Annotated in this window: 22 protein-coding genes and 1 riboswitch; of the genes, 14 read left to right on the forward strand and 8 right to left on the reverse strand. The window is 32.2% G+C overall.

Annotated features, from left to right (window positions below):
• Nucleotides 1-205: 205 nt before the first annotated feature.
• Nucleotides 206-763 (reverse strand): DUF1003 domain-containing protein, encoded by a 558-nt coding sequence (locus tag B7R67_RS13445; RefSeq protein ID WP_088071236.1) that lies wholly within the window; start codon nt 761-763, stop codon nt 206-208.
• A 546-nt stretch (nt 764-1,309) separates the two neighbouring features.
• Between B7R67_RS13445 and mgsA the strand changes: the two genes are divergently transcribed.
• Nucleotides 1,310-1,732, forward strand: coding sequence for a methylglyoxal synthase (mgsA, locus tag B7R67_RS13450; RefSeq protein ID WP_088071238.1), 423 nt, complete (start codon nt 1,310-1,312; stop codon nt 1,730-1,732).
• 75 nt (nt 1,733-1,807) lie between these two features.
• Complete coding sequence (locus tag B7R67_RS22180) at nt 1,808-1,975, forward strand: hypothetical protein (protein WP_158095105.1); 168 nt, start codon at nt 1,808-1,810, stop codon at nt 1,973-1,975.
• A gap of 196 nt (nt 1,976-2,171) precedes the next feature.
• Here B7R67_RS22180 and B7R67_RS13455 read toward each other — a convergent pair whose 3' ends face one another.
• Together B7R67_RS13455 and B7R67_RS13460 are read right to left on the reverse strand one after the other, a co-directional pair.
• Entirely contained in the window at nt 2,172-3,254 is a 1,083-nt protein-coding gene (locus tag B7R67_RS13455; RefSeq protein ID WP_088071239.1) for a copper resistance D family protein, read from the reverse strand.
• The gene (locus tag B7R67_RS13460; protein WP_088071241.1) at nt 3,251-3,790 is read right to left on the reverse strand and encodes a copper resistance CopC family protein; all 540 of its coding nucleotides are present in this window, start codon (nt 3,788-3,790) and stop codon (nt 3,251-3,253) included. The genes B7R67_RS13455 and B7R67_RS13460 overlap by 4 nt, the downstream gene beginning before the upstream one ends.
• Before the next feature lie 307 nt (nt 3,791-4,097).
• On the opposite strand from B7R67_RS13460, the gene B7R67_RS13465 reads away from it, so the two are divergent.
• Together B7R67_RS13465 and B7R67_RS13470 are read left to right on the forward strand one after the other, a co-directional pair.
• Nucleotides 4,098-5,465 carry an alkaline phosphatase gene (locus B7R67_RS13465; protein ID WP_088071243.1) on the forward strand — a complete coding sequence of 456 codons (1,368 nt, stop codon included), beginning with the start codon at nt 4,098-4,100 and terminating at the stop codon, nt 5,463-5,465.
• Between the two features lie 73 nt (nt 5,466-5,538).
• Nucleotides 5,539-6,213 carry a hypothetical protein gene (locus B7R67_RS13470; protein ID WP_088071245.1) on the forward strand — a complete coding sequence of 225 codons (675 nt, stop codon included), beginning with the start codon at nt 5,539-5,541 and terminating at the stop codon, nt 6,211-6,213.
• 45 nt (nt 6,214-6,258) lie between these two features.
• Here B7R67_RS13470 and B7R67_RS13475 read toward each other — a convergent pair whose 3' ends face one another.
• A complete protein-coding gene (locus B7R67_RS13475) occupies nt 6,259-6,624 on the reverse strand; it encodes a winged helix-turn-helix transcriptional regulator (protein WP_088071247.1) in 366 nt (121 codons plus the stop codon).
• Between the two features lie 405 nt (nt 6,625-7,029).
• On the opposite strand from B7R67_RS13475, the gene B7R67_RS13480 reads away from it, so the two are divergent.
• The 3 genes from B7R67_RS13480 (at nt 7,030) to B7R67_RS13490 (ending at nt 10,371) form a co-directional block, all read left to right on the forward strand.
• On the forward strand, nt 7,030-8,244 hold the full coding sequence (locus tag B7R67_RS13480) for an MFS transporter (protein ID WP_088071249.1): 1,215 nt from the start codon (nt 7,030-7,032) through the stop codon (nt 8,242-8,244).
• Between the two features lie 27 nt (nt 8,245-8,271).
• Nucleotides 8,272-9,111 carry an aldo/keto reductase gene (locus B7R67_RS13485; RefSeq protein ID WP_088071252.1) on the forward strand — a complete coding sequence of 280 codons (840 nt, stop codon included), beginning with the start codon at nt 8,272-8,274 and terminating at the stop codon, nt 9,109-9,111.
• A 372-nt stretch (nt 9,112-9,483) separates the two neighbouring features.
• A complete protein-coding gene (locus B7R67_RS13490; protein WP_158095106.1) occupies nt 9,484-10,371 on the forward strand; it encodes a TVP38/TMEM64 family protein in 888 nt (295 codons plus the stop codon).
• 149 nt (nt 10,372-10,520) lie between these two features.
• On the opposite strand, the gene B7R67_RS13495 is transcribed toward B7R67_RS13490, so the two are convergent.
• Nucleotides 10,521-10,832, reverse strand: coding sequence for a DUF4870 domain-containing protein (locus B7R67_RS13495; protein ID WP_088071256.1), 312 nt, complete (start codon nt 10,830-10,832; stop codon nt 10,521-10,523).
• A gap of 98 nt (nt 10,833-10,930) precedes the next feature.
• Nucleotides 10,931-11,575, reverse strand: coding sequence for a TVP38/TMEM64 family protein (locus tag B7R67_RS13500; protein ID WP_088071257.1), 645 nt, complete (start codon nt 11,573-11,575; stop codon nt 10,931-10,933).
• A gap of 195 nt (nt 11,576-11,770) precedes the next feature.
• Between B7R67_RS13500 and B7R67_RS13505 the strand changes: the two genes are divergently transcribed.
• The 3 genes from B7R67_RS13505 to B7R67_RS13515 all read left to right on the forward strand — a co-directional run bounded on the left by B7R67_RS13505 (nt 11,771) and on the right by B7R67_RS13515 (nt 13,546).
• Nucleotides 11,771-12,157 (forward strand): DoxX family protein, encoded by a 387-nt coding sequence (locus B7R67_RS13505; RefSeq protein WP_088071259.1) that lies wholly within the window; start codon nt 11,771-11,773, stop codon nt 12,155-12,157.
• A gap of 124 nt (nt 12,158-12,281) precedes the next feature.
• The gene (locus B7R67_RS13510) at nt 12,282-12,749 is read left to right on the forward strand and encodes a DinB family protein (protein WP_158095107.1); all 468 of its coding nucleotides are present in this window, start codon (nt 12,282-12,284) and stop codon (nt 12,747-12,749) included.
• Nucleotides 12,750-12,892: 143 nt separating this feature from the next.
• On the forward strand, nt 12,893-13,546 hold the full coding sequence (locus B7R67_RS13515) for a VC0807 family protein (protein ID WP_088071263.1): 654 nt from the start codon (nt 12,893-12,895) through the stop codon (nt 13,544-13,546).
• A gap of 41 nt (nt 13,547-13,587) precedes the next feature.
• Here the strand turns inward: B7R67_RS13515 and B7R67_RS13520 are convergent, their stop codons facing one another.
• A complete protein-coding gene (locus B7R67_RS13520) occupies nt 13,588-14,460 on the reverse strand; it encodes a cation diffusion facilitator family transporter (protein ID WP_088071265.1) in 873 nt (290 codons plus the stop codon).
• Between the two features lie 310 nt (nt 14,461-14,770).
• Nucleotides 14,771-14,944, forward strand: a riboswitch (Lysine riboswitch).
• A gap of 137 nt (nt 14,945-15,081) precedes the next feature.
• Between B7R67_RS13520 and lysA the strand changes: the two genes are divergently transcribed.
• Together lysA and B7R67_RS13530 are read left to right on the forward strand one after the other, a co-directional pair.
• Complete coding sequence (gene lysA, locus B7R67_RS13525; RefSeq protein ID WP_088071267.1) at nt 15,082-16,404, forward strand: diaminopimelate decarboxylase; 1,323 nt, start codon at nt 15,082-15,084, stop codon at nt 16,402-16,404.
• A 197-nt stretch (nt 16,405-16,601) separates the two neighbouring features.
• Nucleotides 16,602-17,807, forward strand: a complete 1,206-nt coding sequence (locus B7R67_RS13530) for a coiled-coil domain-containing protein (RefSeq protein ID WP_088071269.1) — start codon at nt 16,602-16,604, stop codon at nt 17,805-17,807.
• A gap of 78 nt (nt 17,808-17,885) precedes the next feature.
• Here the strand turns inward: B7R67_RS13530 and mscL are convergent, their stop codons facing one another.
• Nucleotides 17,886-18,275 carry a large conductance mechanosensitive channel protein MscL gene (gene mscL, locus B7R67_RS13535; RefSeq protein WP_088071271.1) on the reverse strand — a complete coding sequence of 130 codons (390 nt, stop codon included), beginning with the start codon at nt 18,273-18,275 and terminating at the stop codon, nt 17,886-17,888.
• Between the two features lie 152 nt (nt 18,276-18,427).
• Between mscL and msrA the strand changes: the two genes are divergently transcribed.
• Nucleotides 18,428-19,378, forward strand: coding sequence for a peptide-methionine (S)-S-oxide reductase MsrA (gene msrA / locus B7R67_RS13540; RefSeq protein ID WP_088071273.1), 951 nt, complete (start codon nt 18,428-18,430; stop codon nt 19,376-19,378).
• A gap of 360 nt (nt 19,379-19,738) precedes the next feature.
• The gene (locus B7R67_RS13545) at nt 19,739-19,966 is read left to right on the forward strand and encodes a hypothetical protein (RefSeq protein WP_088071285.1); all 228 of its coding nucleotides are present in this window, start codon (nt 19,739-19,741) and stop codon (nt 19,964-19,966) included.
• Nucleotides 19,967-19,980: the final 14 nt, after the last annotated feature.

The raw sequence follows: 19,980 nt of genomic DNA on the forward strand, positions 1-19,980 counted from the left end.
TCCTGCAAATAATGACATGGCTTTTTAGACGAATGATAGAGTGGAGTTGAATCATTGGAAATGAAGCCCACCTGCGTAAATAGACTTAGGGGGTTAGTCCTATTGGGTTTGGCTAAAGATATGTATCAAAAATATAGAGTTACAATAATAAAGGGGCTTTCTCATTGTCAGATTGACTTACGAGACAGCCCCATTCGTTTTCTATTCATTTTTCAGATTGTTCCTTTAAGTCTTTTAGTAAATTTCTAATCTCTGATAATTGACCTTCGATATTTGTAAGACGGTTTTGCATGTCATCGATTTCTTGTTCAGCCTTATAGTTAATTGCAAAGTCGATGACAGATTCATGTTTATCACGTGCTGCTTGACGATTCTGACTCATCATAATAACTGGTGCTTGGAAAGCTGCGATAAATGATAAACATAAATTTAGTAGAATAAATGGTGGCTCATCAAAATGAAACCGATTTGTTAGTTGTAAACAATTCCATAAAATCCAAGATGCAAGTATAAAACTAAACCAAATGATAAACTTCCAACTGCCCCCAAATTGAGCAATTTTATCAGCTAGTTTTTCAGACCATTTCGTTTTTTGGATGTATTCATTATCTAATTGGTGAAGAATTTCTACTTCGTAACGATCAACAAGTCGATCAATACGTGATAGATTCTCTTGGTTTAAATCAATATCAAATCCTTGAATTTTAATAGGTTTTTTGACGTATCTTTTTAGATTCATTTGTTGCCAAATTTTTTGTACCATTCCATTAACCTCCTCTTGAAGAGAGGAAGTCATTTTATCGATTATGGAAGACGGATATTATTTTTATGTAGTAATCCGCCTTTACTATTCAGTTGAATGACTTCCTCTGATATCGGAATATAACCCGACCTACTTATACTGGGACTACCCATAAAAATGTTCCACCTCACTTTATTAATAAAAACACTAATTTATTATATGATGGCTCTTCCAATTTGACTATACTTTTGAGAACTATATTTGCACTAAGCATTCAATAATAAGAATAACCGAAAAAAAGATGCAAACAATATTCTAGTAAATAAATTCCTGTAATGGAAAAAGAGTATAATGAAGATAAATAGCACCATCGAATAACCTTAAACTAATTTAGCGAGATAACGCTAATGGTTCCAACGTTACTTATGATTTACAAAGAATAAAATTGGTTTTATTCTTACATTAAAGTGTTTTTATACTGAAAAAATGTATTTTTGAAATTAGGGATTCTAAAGTATGTTCAAGCCTTTGAATTCCATTTTCTATTTAAGAAAGGAATGTTTATATTTGAAAGTTGCTTTCATTGCACATGATCAAAAGAAAAATGATTTAGTAAATTTTGCAAAGGCATATGAATCTATTTTATCTAAGCATGAACTATATTCTACTGGTACAACTGGAACAAGAATTATGGAAAGTACAAACTTAAAAATACATCGATTTAATTCTGGACCATTAGGGGGAGATCAAGAAATTGGCTCATTAATAGCAAAAAACTTAATGGATATTGTCATTTTCTTTCGTGATCCACTTACAGCACAACCACATGAACCAGATATTTTAGCTTTAATTCGTTTATGTGATGTTTATTCAATCCCTTTAGCCACAAATATGGGAACAGCGGAAATATTAATACATGGACTAGAACGAGGAGATTTAAGCTGGAGAAATCTAGTTCACGAAAAGCAAAATAAAGAAGAAAACGAATAGTGTTTTTAGAATAATTAACTATAATGAGGGAAATAGTAATCTTTGTTCAATTTAAATTGGAATGGGAGGATTATTATGGATCAAAATCAAGGATACCAACACACACATAAAACAGGTGAGACAGTTATGATAACAGGGTATTATACTGACGCTGACGGTGAACATGTTGAATTAACAGCAGGACAAAAATTCCCAAATTGCCCTTCGTCAGGTCAACCAACAAACTGGAGACATGGACGTTAACAAATAGATTAGTAAGAGCTAAATAAAAAAGATTGTACAATATGTATTCAATACATAAGTACAATCTTTTTTTACAAATTAAGAAGTATAAATTGGTAGTGTTTAGAAAATTCAACGTAGTTTCCAATTTAAAGTATGAAGTATAAGTGCAACCAACCTTTCTTCGCCTAAAGGCTCGCCAATCGGCGAGTTTTCTTTATTGGACTGATACGTTAGACATTAAGCCTAGATACAGTGCAATGACAAAACAAATGCCAAATCCTATCGGTAAGATGATCTTCGTCTTTTTTATAAAGCTGATTACTAGTAACACTAGGAAGATAATTGACATACTCATCAGCAATGTTCCTTCCAATGTAAAAGTAAAGGCTATTCTCATTGGCGAAACAATATCAATTCCCATCAGAAATTCAATCCATTTAGAAGATCCTTCATTTTTCAAAGTTAAATTAATATGATGTGGAGGAGATTGAGTACCCATTATTGCTGTGAAAAAGAAAACGAATGTAATCATAATGTACTCAGCTTTTAACCATTTTCTTATGTTATTAGATGTGTTATCAGCGGTCTTTTTTATTAGTATGCTGTTAAAAAAAGCAAAAAATAAGACTGGAATAATACTAATATGCTTTAATAGTAACATTTGTCCATAAGGTAATAACCAAGCATTTGTATAGTCTTTGAGTTTTACGACTTCTAACATTAAAACGGTTCCGCTACTAAATATAACGATAACGCAAATTATTGCTAAAGGGGTAAACCATCTTAAAAAGTTGGTATAGTTTTTCGTATCTTTAGCAAGCCATGCGACATGAAATAATACTCCACTCCATATAGAAACCATTAGTAAATGGCTACTTTGGAAGATCAAGCCCAGCCAAAAATTCATAGAAGTAATATGACCTGCATAACCGATACTTAAAATCATTAAGAGGAACCAAAAGAAATTAAAAAACTTTTTGCCATCACTAAAGATATTAATCCCTAACATAATCGCAAATAGAGCAGAGTAGATCCATGCATTCCCGATGGCTGTCTTTATAAACACAGTGTAAATCGCTAATTTAAGATTAATATCATCTAGAAAAAAGAGTATTACTCTTAAAACAGGAAACAAAGAGAAGAACAATGCTCCAATAATAATCCAGCTTACAGTTTTTTTAGAAATGCTTAGTGTAGGTTTTTTACTAGTAGGAACAAAGTCTAATATGAATTTTCCTGCCAATATCGAATAAAGCACATAAGAAATAAATTCAGTTAACGGAATGATATAACTCATTTTCTATTCCAAAGTAAAACTCCACCAACCATTAACGCGATTCCAAATACACCGATTGCAACTAATGGAATAAGGTATTTAGATTTTTCTTTTTTAGGAGTAGCTTCCTTATGTTGTTTTTCTGTAGCTTTATCCTTAACTGCTTTGTCAGTCGTTTTATTTTCAGTTGTAGCCTTATTTTCAACCTGCTTTAACTGAACTTTAAATGGGATTTGACCTGTAACTGGATGACCATCTTCACTTATTACTTTCCATTCAATTTTATAATCACCATTTTCTAAACTGTTTGGTAAGTCAGCAATCAGTTTATTACCCTTAACTGATACGTTTGCAACAGTAGCAGCAGCTCCTGTTTTATACAATTTTACCGTACCTAATTTCTCAAGAGCTTCTTCAAATTCTATTGTAATTTGATTGATTGGCTCCGTCACAACTTGCCCATTAGATGGGTTAGACGATACAAGTTTCGTATGTGCACTTGCCATAGTGGGGAATAAAAATAGTAACAAAATAATGAAAGCCAAACCTTTTTTCATATAAATCTCCTTCTTTATGTAGAAATTAGTGCTTAATTTAATATAATGTAAATTCTCAAATTTATTAATAGTACTTAGTTAAATTAACCACTCTTATTCAATTAGTCATTTTAGTATAAAAATGTGATGTATTTGTGAAGTATTCTTTGAAACAATTAGAGATGAATTAATAAACATTGATAGAATTTACCGTTTAAAAATAATTCTTTATTCTCAATTTACAAAGACTCTGAATCAATTTAATAAAAACTCATTAGAATTAAAAAGTAAATTCTAATTATTTTTTAATTTTAAGGAGGTTTTTCTAATGTTTAGAAATACGCTTAAAAAGAAACTAATTCCAGTGGCCGTGTTATCAACTATTGCATTTGGTGCAATTATTGGATCAGTTGCAAATCAAGAAGTACAAGCTAAAGAAGTTTCAAAGAAAGATGAAATTAGAAATGTAATCTTTTTAATTGGAGACGGTATGGGCGTTTCATACACAACTGCTTACCGCTATTTAAAAGATGATCCAAAAACAAAAGTAGTCGAACAAACAGAATTTGATCATTATTTAGTTGGACAACAAATGACATACCCAGAGGATCCGTTGCAAAACATTACTGATTCTGCTGCAGCCGCAACAGCAATGTCAGCTGGTGTTAAAACATACAATGCGGCAATTGGTGTAGATAATGATGGATCAAAAGTAAAAACAGTACTTGAAGCTGCAAAAGAAAAAGGGAAATCAACAGGTTTAGTTGCTACATCAGAAATTACTCATGCTACACCAGCTTCTTACGGGGCACATGATGTAAGTCGTAAAAATATGAATGCCATTGCTGACGATTATTATGATGAGATGATTAAAGGCGGTCATAAAATTGACGTAATGTTAGGTGGCGGATTAAGTAATTTCGTACGAGATGATCGTGATTTAACAAAACAATTCAAAAAAGATGGTTACTCATATGTAACAAATAAAAGTGAAATGTTAAAAGATAAAAACAATAAAATTTTAGGTTTATTTGCTCCAGGTGGTATGCCGAAGATGATTGATCGTGAAGATTCTATGCCATCTCTAAGCGACATGACAAATACGGCAATTAACAAGCTTAGTAAAGATAAAGATGGATTCTTTTTAATGGTAGAAGGTAGTCAAATCGATTGGGCTGGGCATGACAATGACATTGTTGCCGCAATGAGTGAAATGGAAGATTTTGAAAAGGCATTTAAAGCTGCAATTGCGTTTGCTAAAAAGGACAAGCATACATTAGTTGTTGCAACTGCTGACCATTCAACAGGAGGCTATTCAATTGGTGCCAAAGGTGACTACAACTGGTATGGCGCTCCAATCACTGCAGCTAAACGAACACCAGATTTCATGGCAGAACAAATCAGTAAAGGTGCAGATGTAGAAAGCACATTAAAATCTTATATTAATTTAGATTTAAAACCCGAAGAAATTCAATCAGTTAAAACAGCAGCTCAGTCAAAAAATGCGTTAGAAATTGATAATGCAATTGAAGCAATTTTTGATAACAGAACAGTTACTGGTTGGACGACAAGTGGACACACTGGTGAAGACGTGAATGTTTATGCATATGGCCCTGGAAGTCAATTATTTGCAGGTAAAATTGATAACACAGATCAAGCCAAAAACATCTTCAATATTTTAAAGAATGGTAAATAAGATGATTAGTCCCGTTGAATGAGAATGTTTAACGGGATTTTTCTAAGTAACTTATGGATGAGAGGGGATTTCTATGAAAAAAATAATTCCGCTTATTTTACTATCTTTGCTGCTTTCTGGATGTAACTTTGTACAGAAAGAGGAAAAAACTGTTGCTGCTAAAAACGTAAAGAACAATTCTACAATGTCCAAAAATAGAGCGAAATCTATTTCTGATATTTATGTTCCGAATCCTCAGGTTTCAGATGATACTACCTTACTTCATAAAGGTCAGGTTCTTAAAGATGAAAAAGGTGAAGTAACTTTGGAAGCTATTGCTTCATTAAATAAGACTTATACAATCGGACCTATTGAAATGAAAATTAAAAATGTAAAGCTTATTAAAAACTTACCAACCTACTCATTAATGGATTATTTCCATTACTATACAGAGAGCTACGAAAGTTTCAGATTTATAAAAGTAGAGGTTGAACTAATTAATCATTCAGCAGAAAATTTACACTTTGGTCCAGTTTCACATTTAATAACAAGCAATAAAGAACAAAAGGAATTTAAAGATGATTTCTATATTGAATATTTAGGTGGAGAAATTGGCCCGAATGCCTCAAAGCAAGGCGCGATGGGATTTATTGTTGGAAAAGATTCCCCAGGTATAAATGGGATTGAATTAACAACAAGTGATGTATTAGATGAAAAACATAATACAATTGCTAAGGCACAGACGATAAAAGTGGACTTTAATAAATGAAACGACTAAACAAAAACTCCTTAAAAAGGAGTTTTTTGTTTAGATTTATAAAGTTATTTCATCTTCTACAGGTGGAAGAAGTACTTCGTTTTTGTCAGGATACATTTGTTCGATATGGTTCTCTCCCCAAGTACATAATAAATCTAAGACTTCTTTTAGAGACCAGCCGTACTCAGTCAAAGAATACTCTACTTTTGGTGGAACTTGATTAAAAACTTCACGTTTAACAATATTGTCTTCTTGTAACTCTTTCAATTGTTGAGTTAGCATTTTTTGGGTAATGTTAGGCATTAATCTTTTTAATTGACTCGTCCTTTTCGTTCCTTTTGTTAAATGACAAAGAATAACGACCTTCCATTTACCGCCTATAACATCTAATGAAGCTTCTACTGGAATATTATATTTCTTCATATTTCTCCTCTCCTTAGTCAAGTGCTATTTTATTCAATAAAAAGATCTGTTTTGAATACTATTTACGATTAAAATATCATATCATTCTCTCTACGAACTGTGTAGTTTCTAATCCGATAAAATTTATTTTATAAAATTTTCCAAGATTTAACCCTTTATTCTCAAAAATGTTACTAAAAAGTAACTATATCACTTCAAAGTGCATACTTCTCTTACTGTATCCTATCGCTCATAATGACAAATAGTTAATGGATTATCTAGTTTCCACAATGAGAATTGAAAAGTATAAACGATAAACTTTTAACTATTTCGTTTCATATATGTTTTGAGTGACAATGAGACTTTATTCAGGCGCCATGTTTCTTTGTACTCAAATTAAAAATATTAAAAACAAGGAGGATTCTTATGAATTCGACTGCTACTGCGATAAATATACAAGAGAAAAAAGGTGGCACGCCTGCATTAATGGCTTTAGCTATTAGTGCATTTGGGATTGGAACAACTGAATTTGTTCCTGTTGGTTTATTATCAACTCTTGCTGATGACTTGAAAATTTCAATTACATTAGCAGGGTTATTAATTTCGGGCTATGCAATGGGTGTAGCATTTGGAGCGCCAATTTTAACGGCTTTAACAAATAAAATAAGTCGAAAAACGTTATTAATGCTATTAATGATTATTTTTATCGTAGGTAATAGTGTGGCTGCTTTATCAACTAGCTTTGAATTATTGCTAGTTGCACGAATTATTACTTCATTTTCACATGGGGTGTTCTTTGCAATTGGCTCAACAATTGCTGCGGATGTAGTTCCTGAAAACAAACGGGCTAGTGCAATCGCCTTTATGTTTACTGGATTAACTGTTGCAACTGTAACTGGTGTTCCACTAGGGACATTTATTGGTCAGCATTTTGGATGGAGATCAACTTTTTGGGCTGTTGCTTTATTAGGTTTAATTGCGATCATAGCAATCGCAATTCTTGTTCCAAAAACAATTAAACAAGCACCGGCTTCAAAATTTAGCGATAACTTAAAGGTTTTAACAAATGCTCCATTACTTTTAGCTTTTTCTATTACAGCACTAGGGTATGGCGGAACTTTTGTAGCATTCACATACTTGGCACCAATTCTTGAAAAAATTACTGGGTTTGCTCCAAATGCAGTGAGTTTGATCTTACTAGTTTATGGAATTGCAGTAGCGATTGGGAATACAGTTGGAGGAAAAGCGGCTAATGAGAATCCCTTAAAAGCCTTAACTTGGATGTTTGTCGTTCAAGCGATTATACTCGTAGTTCTAACATTTACAGCACCATTTAAACTAGTTGGAGTCGTTACAATATTTTTCTTAGGTATACTTGCCTTTATGAATGTACCAGGTCTTCAAATTTATGTTGTCAAATTAGCTGAAAAGTACGTTCCTACAGCTGTAGACATTGCATCTGCGTTAAATATTGCAGCATTTAATATCGGTATTGCAATTGGTGCATTTATCGGCGGTATAATTGTGGATACAATCGGCCTAATTCATACACCATGGATTGGTGGAATTATGGTATTTGGAGCAGTTCTGCTAAGTATTTGGAGTGCTTCTTTAGAAAAAAGAAAATCGAAAACAATATAAAAACAGAATAAAAATGGAGTTAGAAAGATGAATGGTATAAATAATCGAGTAAAATTAAACAATGGTTTAGAAATGCCTGTTTTAGGGTTAGGAGTTTTCCAAGTAGAGGATGGGCAAGTCGTAATAGACTCCGTTAAGGCAGCTATAAGAAATGGCTACCGCAGCATAGATACTGCCGCAATCTATCAAAATGAAGAAGGAGTAGGTCAAGGAATAAAAGAAGCATTAGAAGAAAATGGACTTAAACGAGAAGAGTTATTTATTACTTCAAAAGTATGGAATGCAGATTTAGGTTACCAGTCAACTTTAGATGCTTTTGAATTAAGTTTAAAGAAATTAGGTCTTGATTATTTAGACTTATATTTAATTCATTGGCCAGTAGAAGGCAAATTTGTTGAATCATGGAAAGCACTTGAAACACTATATAAAAATGGCAAAGTAAAAGCGATTGGAATGAGTAACTTCCAAATTCATCATTTAAAAGAAGTAATAGCGAATGCTGAAATTATGCCTATGGTAAATCAAATTGAATTACATCCAATGTTAAGCCAGGTTGAACTAAGAGAATTTTTAAAAGAAAATTCGATACAAGTCGAAGCATGGGCGCCATTAATGCAAGGGCAGTTATTCGAAAATGAAACATTACAAGAAATAGCAAACAAGCATAATAAATCAATCGCTCAAGTAGTTTTACGTTGGCATCTACAAAACGGTATTGTCATTATTCCAAAATCAATCAAAGAACATCGAATTCAAGAAAATGCTAATATCTTCGACTTTGAACTAACTGAAGAAGATATGACTTTAATCAATGCTCTAAATCAGAATCATCGAGTGGGTCCAGACCCAGATCATTTTGATTTTTAATCTGGGTATTAAATTAATTAACAACCAGAAAAAAACTGAAACGACTGTCAAATGACAGTCGTTTTTTAGTGTTCAAATAGTATGGTTAATTTGGAATGGATAAAATCATCTGAGGCATATCTACAATTCCGTAATGGAATTCAACAGCAGAAAAAGGACATTTTCTGTCGCAAGTCGAATAATCGTTTTAACATTAGATGTAAAAATAGATGTTTAAGGTGGAAATTTCCTTAGAATAAGCCTTAAGTCGTAGTTTGTTTAATCCTTAGGTGCATTTAAAATACTCTCTCAATTTTTTACTATTATATAGTCAGTAGATTTATATAAAACGATGAAACAAGGTATCGGTCGTGTAGTAGGGAGATGAATTCTTTGAGGAATGAAAATAAACAATTAAAATGTATGAAGGAAATTACATTACATGTTGTAGTAGCTACAATTTCTATCTTTTTATTAATACTTTTTTTACCTACGATAGTAGTGGTGTACAAGTTATTACTAATCCTTACAATTATGGGAATAGTATTGCTTGATTTTGTTCTTATTTTATCAAATCATAAAAACCTATTAATCATTCCAAGAATTGCACTTATCATCTTGTTTTTATGTATTGGAGGCGCCGGATTAGTATTTTATATCACAAAATTTTTAGTTTTCGTAGATATGTATGGAATTGAAAAGATCCTAACAGATCATATTTCTACAGCAAAATTATTATTTTTCGTAATATGCTTTTTTCAACCGATTATCTTACCATTACCTGAAGCAATTACGATCCCTGCAGGTAGTGCTGTAATAGGTTCATTATCAGGAGCAGCTATCGGATTTTTAGGTTCCAGTTTAGGGATTGTCGTGATGTATCTTATAGCAAGAATAGGTGGACTGAAGCTAGTATCTAAATTTGTTAAAGAAAAGCAGCTAAAAAAGTATCAGGAATATGTTTTGAAAAATGAAACGCTTATTTTAACATTAATGTTTATCATTCCAATATTACCTGATGAAATTATTTGTGTTGGCGCCGGAATTAGTAGAGTATCTTTCAAAAAGTTCATTGTAATTGCTTCGATTTCAAAATTAATTACTTCTTCACTATTATCATACTCAGTATACTTAGCTAAATTATTCTCATTAACGACATCTCAATTAGCACTAATAAGCTCAATTGTAATGGCTTGTATTTTCTGTTTATCATTCATTATTAAAAAATCAATAAAGAGAGCCAATTCAAAGCGTACTGCTTATTTGGTTTCTGGTAAATAAAAAGAAGGCAATGTAAAAAAAATACATTGCCTTTTAAATTCCAAGCTAACGCTTTTTCTCCGTTGCTTAGACTGCCCTTAATGTGAGCTAAATTGTATTTTGTCGAAAATGAAAATTTCCTGAGAAATATTGTAGAAATTTTAACTGATTTACCCCATTAAAACTTTAATTCCTTGAACAATATTCCAAATAAAGACAACTAGGTTAACGATGGCCGCTAGTGCAAATCCACCGAAAACAGCAAAGCCCACACCATTACCCATGCTATTAAATGTGAAAACAGAAATTAAAACTAAAACAATGATTGTAATAAACGGGAGTAGATGCGAAAAAAGAGCTCTTTTAGAATGAGATTTGATTTGTAAATCCTTAGCAACAAAATATACAATAATCGGGAATAAAAAAGGTGCAAAGAAAATACTAAAATAACATAATGAGGACAAAATCTTATTTGTTTCCATTTAATCACCTCTATTTCTTGAAAATTTTTAATTAATCTTAGTATAGATTATTTTATCGATAAAAATCGATTTAATTATGAATAAAAATGCTTAATTTGTCAGGCTGAGTAATGAGTATCGTTTTTCTGTTTCTTTTTAAGAAAAATGTAGACCAGAAAAAGTGTTAAGACAGTAGCAGAAATACTTAAAGTAATCCAAGGAGAACCTAATAAGAAATTCCCATATAAAGTATAAAGAATAGCGATTGGAATATTACCCGCAAGAACAATTGCAATGTAAGATAAATATGGCATATTTATAGAAGCTGCGATAAAGCAGGCTCCATCGGTAGGAGCTAGAGGTGTGGCAACGGTTAGGAATAAGTATTTTTTTCGATTAGTGATAATGTCCTTAAAAAGAGTAGGATATTTGTTCTCCATAAATTGCTGAATTGTATCACTCGAAATACTTTTACTTAAAAGATAGATAATGGTTTCAGTAATGATCATTCCAAGTAAAGATAAGAGAATTGTTTCAAGTGGATGAAAAAATAAGCTACCTACTACTATAAGAACAGAGCTAGGTATGAATAGAAAGATTCTGGAGCAGAAAATTGAAACAAATAATACCATCGGATTAATTGGAGAGTTTGCAATAAAATGCTTTATATCCACCAATGATAAATGAAATAAATGATATCGAATAGCGAGTAGTAGCATCAAAATCCAAAAGCCGATTACAATTAGTGGAACGACTTTTTTCATGTTCTATGCTCTCCTTTTATGTTGGAAATCTTCTGTTATCCTATTCTATTCTTAAAATTGGAGAAAACTGATTCATTTTTTTAAAATTCTATAATCATGCTCTAAATTTTTTATAGATGACATATTTAAGTAAAAATAAGAATAACAATGATTAAGCAATAAATATCTCAAATTAAAGAGAATTGAGGTGGAGATATGCTTGATGAAGGTTTATTAGTCTTAAGACTTGTTTTAGGTATTATTTTAGTGGCTCACGGAGTACAGAAAGTGTTTGGATGGTTTGGTGGTTACGGTATTAAAGGAACTGGTCAATGGTTGGAATCAATTGGAATCAAGCCAGGAGCATTTTTTGCATTTATAACAGGGGCAGCAGAAATAGTAGGTGGATTCTTTGTAGCGGCTGGTGTATATACAACAATCGGTGCATGGTTAATTATAATAGTAATGGCAGTAGCAGTTTTAAAAGTTCATTTAAAGAATGGATTTTGGAATAGCTCAAACGGGTTTGAGTTTAATTTACTAATACTTGCAGCTTCTGTAGGTTTATTGCTAACGGGACCGGGTTCTATGACATTATTTTAATCTGACTTTCAGTACTTTGTCTGTAGACTGAGGGAACATTCTATTGAATGTTCCTTTTATAATGCAAATTTTCCTTCAAATCATGATACGATGTAACTATCATGAATATTACGGAGGTAGTGGGATGCAAGATTCAATTTTTGAACAACTTAGGTTTACAAGGTTTTATACATTAAGAATTCTTAACTCTGTTTCAAAAGAAGTTGTGGATAAAATTCCAAAAGGATTCAATAACAACATTCGTTGGAATGCTGGTCATATTTTAGGAGCATATGAGCAATTACTATATGCAAATACCGGTGATGAAAATCGTCTATCAAAAGAAATTATCGACTTTTTTAAAGGTGGAACGAAACCTAGTGATTGGCAAGGTGAGCCACCATCATTTGAAGAAATTATTACATTATTAGAACAGCAAGTAGAACAAGTTATTTCTACATACGAAGGACGTTTGGATGAAGTCTTACAAAAAGAGATGAAGCTAGGTGGTTTTGAAATTAAAACAGTGCGAGATATGATTAGCTTTAACATCTTCCATGAAGGATTACATGATGGATTAATGAACGGTTTAAAGAGATCACTTGGACAATAAGTTTCATAATCAAAAATAAGTGACATTGATTACAACCTGAAACTAAGATTTTGTGCTCTTAGACTTTTTTGTTATAATCATTTTTAACCATCGGCAATATGGGGTATTTGAATAGTACGACAATAAAAAATGAGGTTATTAAAATGAAAAAGGAAAGTAATTTAATTATTTACGATCTAATTTTGTATTTAGTATTTCCACTAGTTTTATATAAATTTCTAAAACCATATCTTGGCGACTATTGGGCAATGATCGTTCCGACTATCCCAGGTATTTTATATACTCTATTTCGTTTTTGGTACACAAAGCAGTTTAATATAACTGGTATTTTTATCATTTCAACGATGACAGTTAGCACAGCAGTGGACTTATTAGCGGGTAATGCTAAAAATTTAATACTATACAATGTGTATTATCACTTTGCACTTGTTGTAGTGTTTTTACTATTATTGGCTTTGAAAAAACCATTACCATATTATTTTATGATCGATATTGCAGCAATTCAGGGACAAGACCGTGAAGAAAGTAAGAAATTATACAAACATCCTTCACTATTTAAGCTGTTTCAATATTTATTTGTCGCTTGGATCATAAAAGATTTAGTATTTGCATTTGCACAATGGTGGATGGTTGATACGTATGGAATAAAGGCATATTATTCACGTACAATTATATTTACTGTTGGTGGATATGTCTTTGGTATTATTATGGCAATCGGCTATGCAATGGTTACAATGAGAGCTCAAAAGTTAAAAGGTGATGACTCAGGTCAAACTTCAGATGAAATTATTATTTAAAAAAGCGTACCTATATCGGTACGCTTTTTATAAATATATATTTATAGTTTGCGAATTTTTTCATTTTCTGGTTCAACGTGAATTAATATTTTAGGGTCAACTAAAACACTTTTTATTTCATTTTCAATTTTGTCGCATAAGATATGAGCTTCCTCGATATTCATATTTGAAGGTAATACTAAATGGAAATCTATGTGCTCTTCAGCTCCTGAGCGTCTTGTTCGCAAATCATGGTACTCGATATATTGTGATTTAAAAGATGATAGTACGTCTTCAATTTGTTTAAGTTCTTCAGAGGAAAGTCCAGTATCTAGTAGAGGAGTGAACGATTTGCGTCCAAGTTCTATAGACTCTTTCATTATATATAAGGCAATTCCGATCCCAATTAATGCATCAAGATAAACCCAACCTGTGAGACTCACTAAAATTAAACTAACTGCAACCCCAATAGATGAGTAGACATCAGTTAATAAATGTAAAGCATTCGATTGCATTGCAACAGAATGAGTTTCATTTCCTACTTTTTGAACAATTTTTCCAACTTTCCAATTGATTAGTGCACCTACTAACATTACAGCGACACCAATAATAGGCAGTTTAATTGGTGTTGGATTAAGAAGTTTTTGAACGGATTCTATTATAATCCATATCCCTGCAACAAATATTAAGATCGTTTCAACAGTACCTGAAATGTTTTCGAACTTTCCATGCCCATATGGATGGTCCTTGTCAGGTGGTCTATTTGAAATTTTTACAGAGAAAAATGCAATGACTGAAGCAACTAAATCTAATAAAGAATGGATTGCTTCAGAAATGATCGCGACAGAGCCTGTAATGATTCCAACAATTAATTTTAATAAAACAATGAATGTGTTACTACATATTGATAGTATTGCAATTTTGCTTGAATGCAAATCTAATCACCCCTGACCAATTTTTTCCACCAAAGTTAAGAGTTTTGTCCTAACGCAACAAAAAAGAAAAACCACTAACAGATCGTTAGTGGTTTGTTTTTTTTATGTTTAATTTTGTATTCTTTAAATGGATTTTCATTTTAAATCACCTTTTCATTCACATAAAATATATTTTATAGTATAGAGTATATTTTGAAAAGGAAAAGCTTGTGTGTAGCAAAGGAATTAGTATATCGTCTAATATTTTTAAAAATGGTTTGACATCTATTTTTAGATTGTGTTATACATAGACTAATATAATAAAAAACAGTCTATTCGTAGAGGTTGCATTGTATAAGAGTATCGTTTAAGAGAACTGTGGGTTCAATGACGAAACGAGAAAGGATCCGATGCCGAAGAACTAAAATGCCACACATTTTAGTTCTGGGACTACATTGAATAAATGTAGTACTGTCACATGTGTTTGTGAAGAGCTATTGAAGAGATGTGATTGGCTAAGTCCTTTTATTTTAAAAGCGATAGGCACATGAACATATCCTTCATGTGTCTTTTTTAATACACTAATACATTGAGAGAGCTTCTTAGAATGATCTTACATTAAGATTTGAAGGGAGAATACGAATGTATTTACATGGCAATAGTCGAATTAATAATGAAGGACATCTAGAAATCGGAGGTTGTAGCACAGTACAATTAGCAAAAGAGTACGGTACACCTCTTTATATTTATGACGAATCACTAATTGAATCAAAATGTAGGGAATTTCATGAAGCTTTAAAAAATACAGGTATGAAATATCAAGTTGCATATGCAAGTAAAGCTTTTTTGTGCGTTGAACAAGCCCGTTTAATTGAAAGAGAAGGTCTATGTTTAGATGTAGTATCTGGTGGGGAACTTTATACAGCATTACAAGCAGGTTATCCAGCTGAGAAAATTCACTTTCATGGGAATAACAAAACAATAGACGAAATTGAAGAAGCATTAAATGCAAAAATTGGATGTTTTGTTGTCGATAACTTTTTTGAGTTAGAATTACTACAAGCTTTAGCAGAGCAACGTGATGAAATGGTTTCAATATTATTACGTGTTACACCAGGTGTAGAGGCACATACACATGAATATGTTATGACAGGACAAGAGGATTCGAAATTTGGATTTGATATTATGTCTGGTCAAGCAAATGAGGCGGTAGAGGCTTCATTAAATTCATCGAACATTAAATTATTAGGTATTCATTCACATATAGGATCTCAGATTTTTGAGCCGGACGGATTTGTCCATGCAATCAATGTTTTAATGAGCTTTTTAAATGGACTTAAAAATGATTTAGGATATACAGCTGAAATATTAAATGTAGGTGGAGGCTTTGGAATACGATATACTTCAGAAGATGAACCTTTAGCTGTTTCAAAGCATATTGATACAATTACTTCTATTATAAAAAAACAATGTGAAGAGTTAGATTATAAACTGCCAGAGTTGTGGTTGGAACCTGGTCGCAGCATTGTCGGTGAGGCAGGAACTACACTTTATACAATTGGCTCTACAAAAACTCTTCCTTCTATTCGTAAATATGTATCTGTTGATGGAGGGATGACTGATAATATTCGTCCAGCTCTTTACGGATCAAAATATGAAGCGATGCTTGCGAACCGTGCAAATGAAGAGAATAAAGAAATTGTATCGATAGCAGGTAAATGCTGTGAAAGTGGTGACATGCTAATTTGGGATTGTGAATTACCTATCGTAGAAAACAATGATCTATTAGCGGTATCATGTACAGGTGCTTACGGCTATTCAATGGCTAGTAACTATAATAGAATACGTCGTCCAGCGGTTGTATTCGTTAAAGACGGAGTATCAAGAGAAGTAGTTCGCCGAGAAACATATGAAGATTTAGTTAGAAATGATCGAGTATATATCGAAAATTCTTCTACTAGATAATTGACATAAATTACAAATAAAACACTTCTATTAAAAAATAGAAGTGTTTTATTTCGTATTCCTTACTAAAAGATGTTTATTTATCGACAGATAAAGACATATTTATCATTTATATTACAATATTGTAACAATTGCGACTCCCTTCGAAAATCTATGGTATAAATACTAGGTAGATTAGCGAGAGGAGAAACGCTGAAATGTTAAGAAAAAAACTAGGAGTACTGGCAATTGCAGGTACAATAGTATTATCATTAGCGCCAAATGCTTCAGTTTATGCTGATAGCAAAATAGATAAAAAACAAGCTGAAGTAGATAAGTTCCAATCACAATTTAAAGAATTAAGTAGCCAAGTAAAAAAAATAGATAAAGAGATTCAATCAACTAAGAAAAAAATTGATGCAAAAAAAGAAGAAATCTCTCAAACAGAACAACTTATAAAAGATAAAAACGCAAGAATTACATACTTACAAGATAGAATTGAAAAACGTAACGAAGTATTAGAAGATCGTCTAGTAGCTATGCAAAAACAACCAAAAGTAAACTTAGTTACAGATGTATTATTTAATTCTGATGGAATTGTTGATTTCTTTAATCGTTTAAATTCAATTTCAACACTGTTTGAAGCTGACCAAAATATTATTAAAGAGCAACAATCTGAACAAGCAGAAGTTAAAAAAGAAAAACAACTTGTTGATGAGAAAAAAGAAGCTTTAGTAAAAGCAAAAGAAGACTTAATTGTACAACAAAATGAACTTTCAAAATCACAAGCTGAAAAACAAAAATCATTAAAAGCTGCAGAGAGTAACTTAAAGCAAGCTGTTAAAGATTTAGAAAATGCAAAAGAAGATGAAAGAGTACAACGTCTTGAACAGCAATCTCTTGAATTAGCAGACTTATCAAGTGATGATGACAGCAATGACAACAGCGCTTCTACTGGATCAAGTTCGAATTCAAGTTCAAATTCAAGCTCAAATTCAAGCTCAAACTCAGATTCGAATTCAAATTCAGGATCTAATCAAGGTTCAGATGACGGTGGCTCAACTGCAACAGGAAACTCGCTTGTAGATTTCGCTTTAAAATACCAAGGTGTTCCTTATGTATTTGGTGGAACTTCACCAAGTGGATTTGATTGCAGTGGATTTATCTGGTATGTATACTCACATAATGGATATGGCATTTCTCGTGGAAATGTAAAAACATATTGGAGTAATGCAACAAAGATCAGCTCTCCATCACCAGGTGACTTAGTATTCTTAGAAAATACTTATATTAATGGTCCATCACATATGGGTATTTACATCGGTGGAAACAAAATGGTTCATGCTGGAAGTAAGGGGATTAGTGTAATCAGCTTAAGTAATAGCTGGGTTCAATCTCACTTCTTAGGATACGGCAAATTCTAATAGTTTATTAACCTCGTATTATATTTAGTATAGTACGAGGTTTTTTATTTTATAGGAGAGTACGAAAAAGGCATAAGTTTAACTTATGCCTTTTTCGTTTTTCGCTTGTTCTTTTAATAAATCACGAATTTCAATTAAAAGTGCTTCTTCTTTAGTAGGAACAACTGGTTTTGCCTCTTCGACTGCCTTTTTTTTAAATGACATTTTATTAATCAGTCGGATGAAGAAAAATATCGATATTGCAGTAATGAAGAAATCGATCACAGTCTGGATGAAAGTACCATATTTTATATCATGGAAAACCCAACCAGAAAAATCATTTTTTCCAACAATCAGAGCAATAACTGGCATCATAATATCACCAACTAAAGATGATACGATCTTACCGAATGCGCCACCGATAATTACCCCAACTGCTAAATCGAGTACATTTCCTTTGAATGCAAACTTCTTAAATTCTTCAATCATGATAACGCCTCCTGTTTAATTACCGTATAAGTTTACATACAAATATTAAATCTTTCAAGTTAACAATTATCGATATGTAAGCAAAAATATTTATATCGGCCTTTTATTATGGTAAATACTAATTAATGACAAATATTAGGAGGAATTAAGGAATGGCGACTGAATTGGCTACTTTTGCTGGAGGATGTTTTTGGTGTATGGTGAAACCATTCGATCAAGAAGATGGGATTATAAAAGTTGTTTCTGGTTATACGGGTGGAGAAAAAGAAAATCCAACATATGAAGAAGTATGTACGCATTTAACTGGTCATTATGAAGCTGTGCAGATTACATTTGATCCAGAAGTATATTCATATGAAAAATTATTAGATTTATTTTGGCAGCAAATTGATCCGACTGATGCAGGCGGTCAATTTAATGATCGAGGTAGTTCATATAAAACGGCTATTTTTTATCATAATGAAACGCAGAAAGAGCAAGCGATAGCGTCTAAAGAAAAACTTGAAAAAAGTGGTCTATTCAAAAATTCAATTGTAACTGAAATATTATCTGCGAAACCATTTTATGAAGCAGAAGAATATCACCAACATTACTATAAGAAGCATCCAATTCGATATCAGCTTTATTTTAAAGGATCTGGTCGTCAAAAGTTTATAAAAGAACACTGGAAAACTGGTCAAGAAGAGCTAAAACAAAAACTGACTCCAATCCAATATGCTGTTACACAAGAAGATGCTACTGAGCCTCCATTCCGAAATGAGTTTTGGAATCATAAGGAAAAAGGAATTTACGTTGATATCGTTTCAGGAATTCCGTTATTTAGTTCTTTAGATAAATTTGATTCGGGTTGTGGATGGCCAAGTTTTACAAAACCAATCCTTAAAGGTGAAATTGAAGAGAAGAAAGATTATAGTCATGGAATGATGCGAATTGAAGTAAGAAGTGCGGAAGCAGATTCTCATTTGGGTCATGTTTTCGATGACGGTCCAGGGCCTGAAGGTTTACGCTATTGTATAAATTCAGCTGCTTTAAAGTTCATTCCGTACGAGAAAATGGACGAAGAAGGCTACGGAAATTATAAGAGCATCTTTCTTAATAGATAATATTTAGATTACCTCAGAAAAACTTTTCTTAATTACTTGTGGAGTGAACTTTTCCGTCAAAGGTAATTCTGATGATAGAGGTTTAATCAAAACACTAACCGAGATTTATAATGATCTCGGTTTTTTATATTGTCTCGTTTATTAATGGTTGTTGGGATCAGAACGATTGGTAGTAGCAAGTATGGGTTAATCTCTTTTGAAAATCTTAGCACCTTAACACTGTAACTCTTTTAAATTCCTCAAAATATTTTCAGAAAATATTTACAATTATCAAATGGTTGTGTTAATATAAAAGTGTCACAAAGTTGTCACAATTAAGGTATTGCAATTCACAAAAATATGATACAGGAGGTTATTCATATGAAGCGAACTGATTATGAAATCGTTGAAACGTATACACAATATTCTGGTATTGCCTTTTTTATTGGTCTTATTCTTTTTTTACTATATTTCACTGGAAGCGGTTTCGTACATACGAGCGTAAGTTTAACGGTGAGCATAGTATTGATGGGCTCTTGTTCAACCTTATTTTTATTAGGTACATTTTTGGGATTGATGTTTTCGATTTCAACGAAAGAACAAGTTTAAAAGTTTAAAAAGAG

The sequence above is a fragment of the Gottfriedia luciferensis genome (genome assembly GCF_002156865.1).
In the GTDB taxonomy this organism is placed as follows: Bacteria; Bacillota; Bacilli; order Bacillales; family Bacillaceae_G; genus Gottfriedia; species Gottfriedia luciferensis.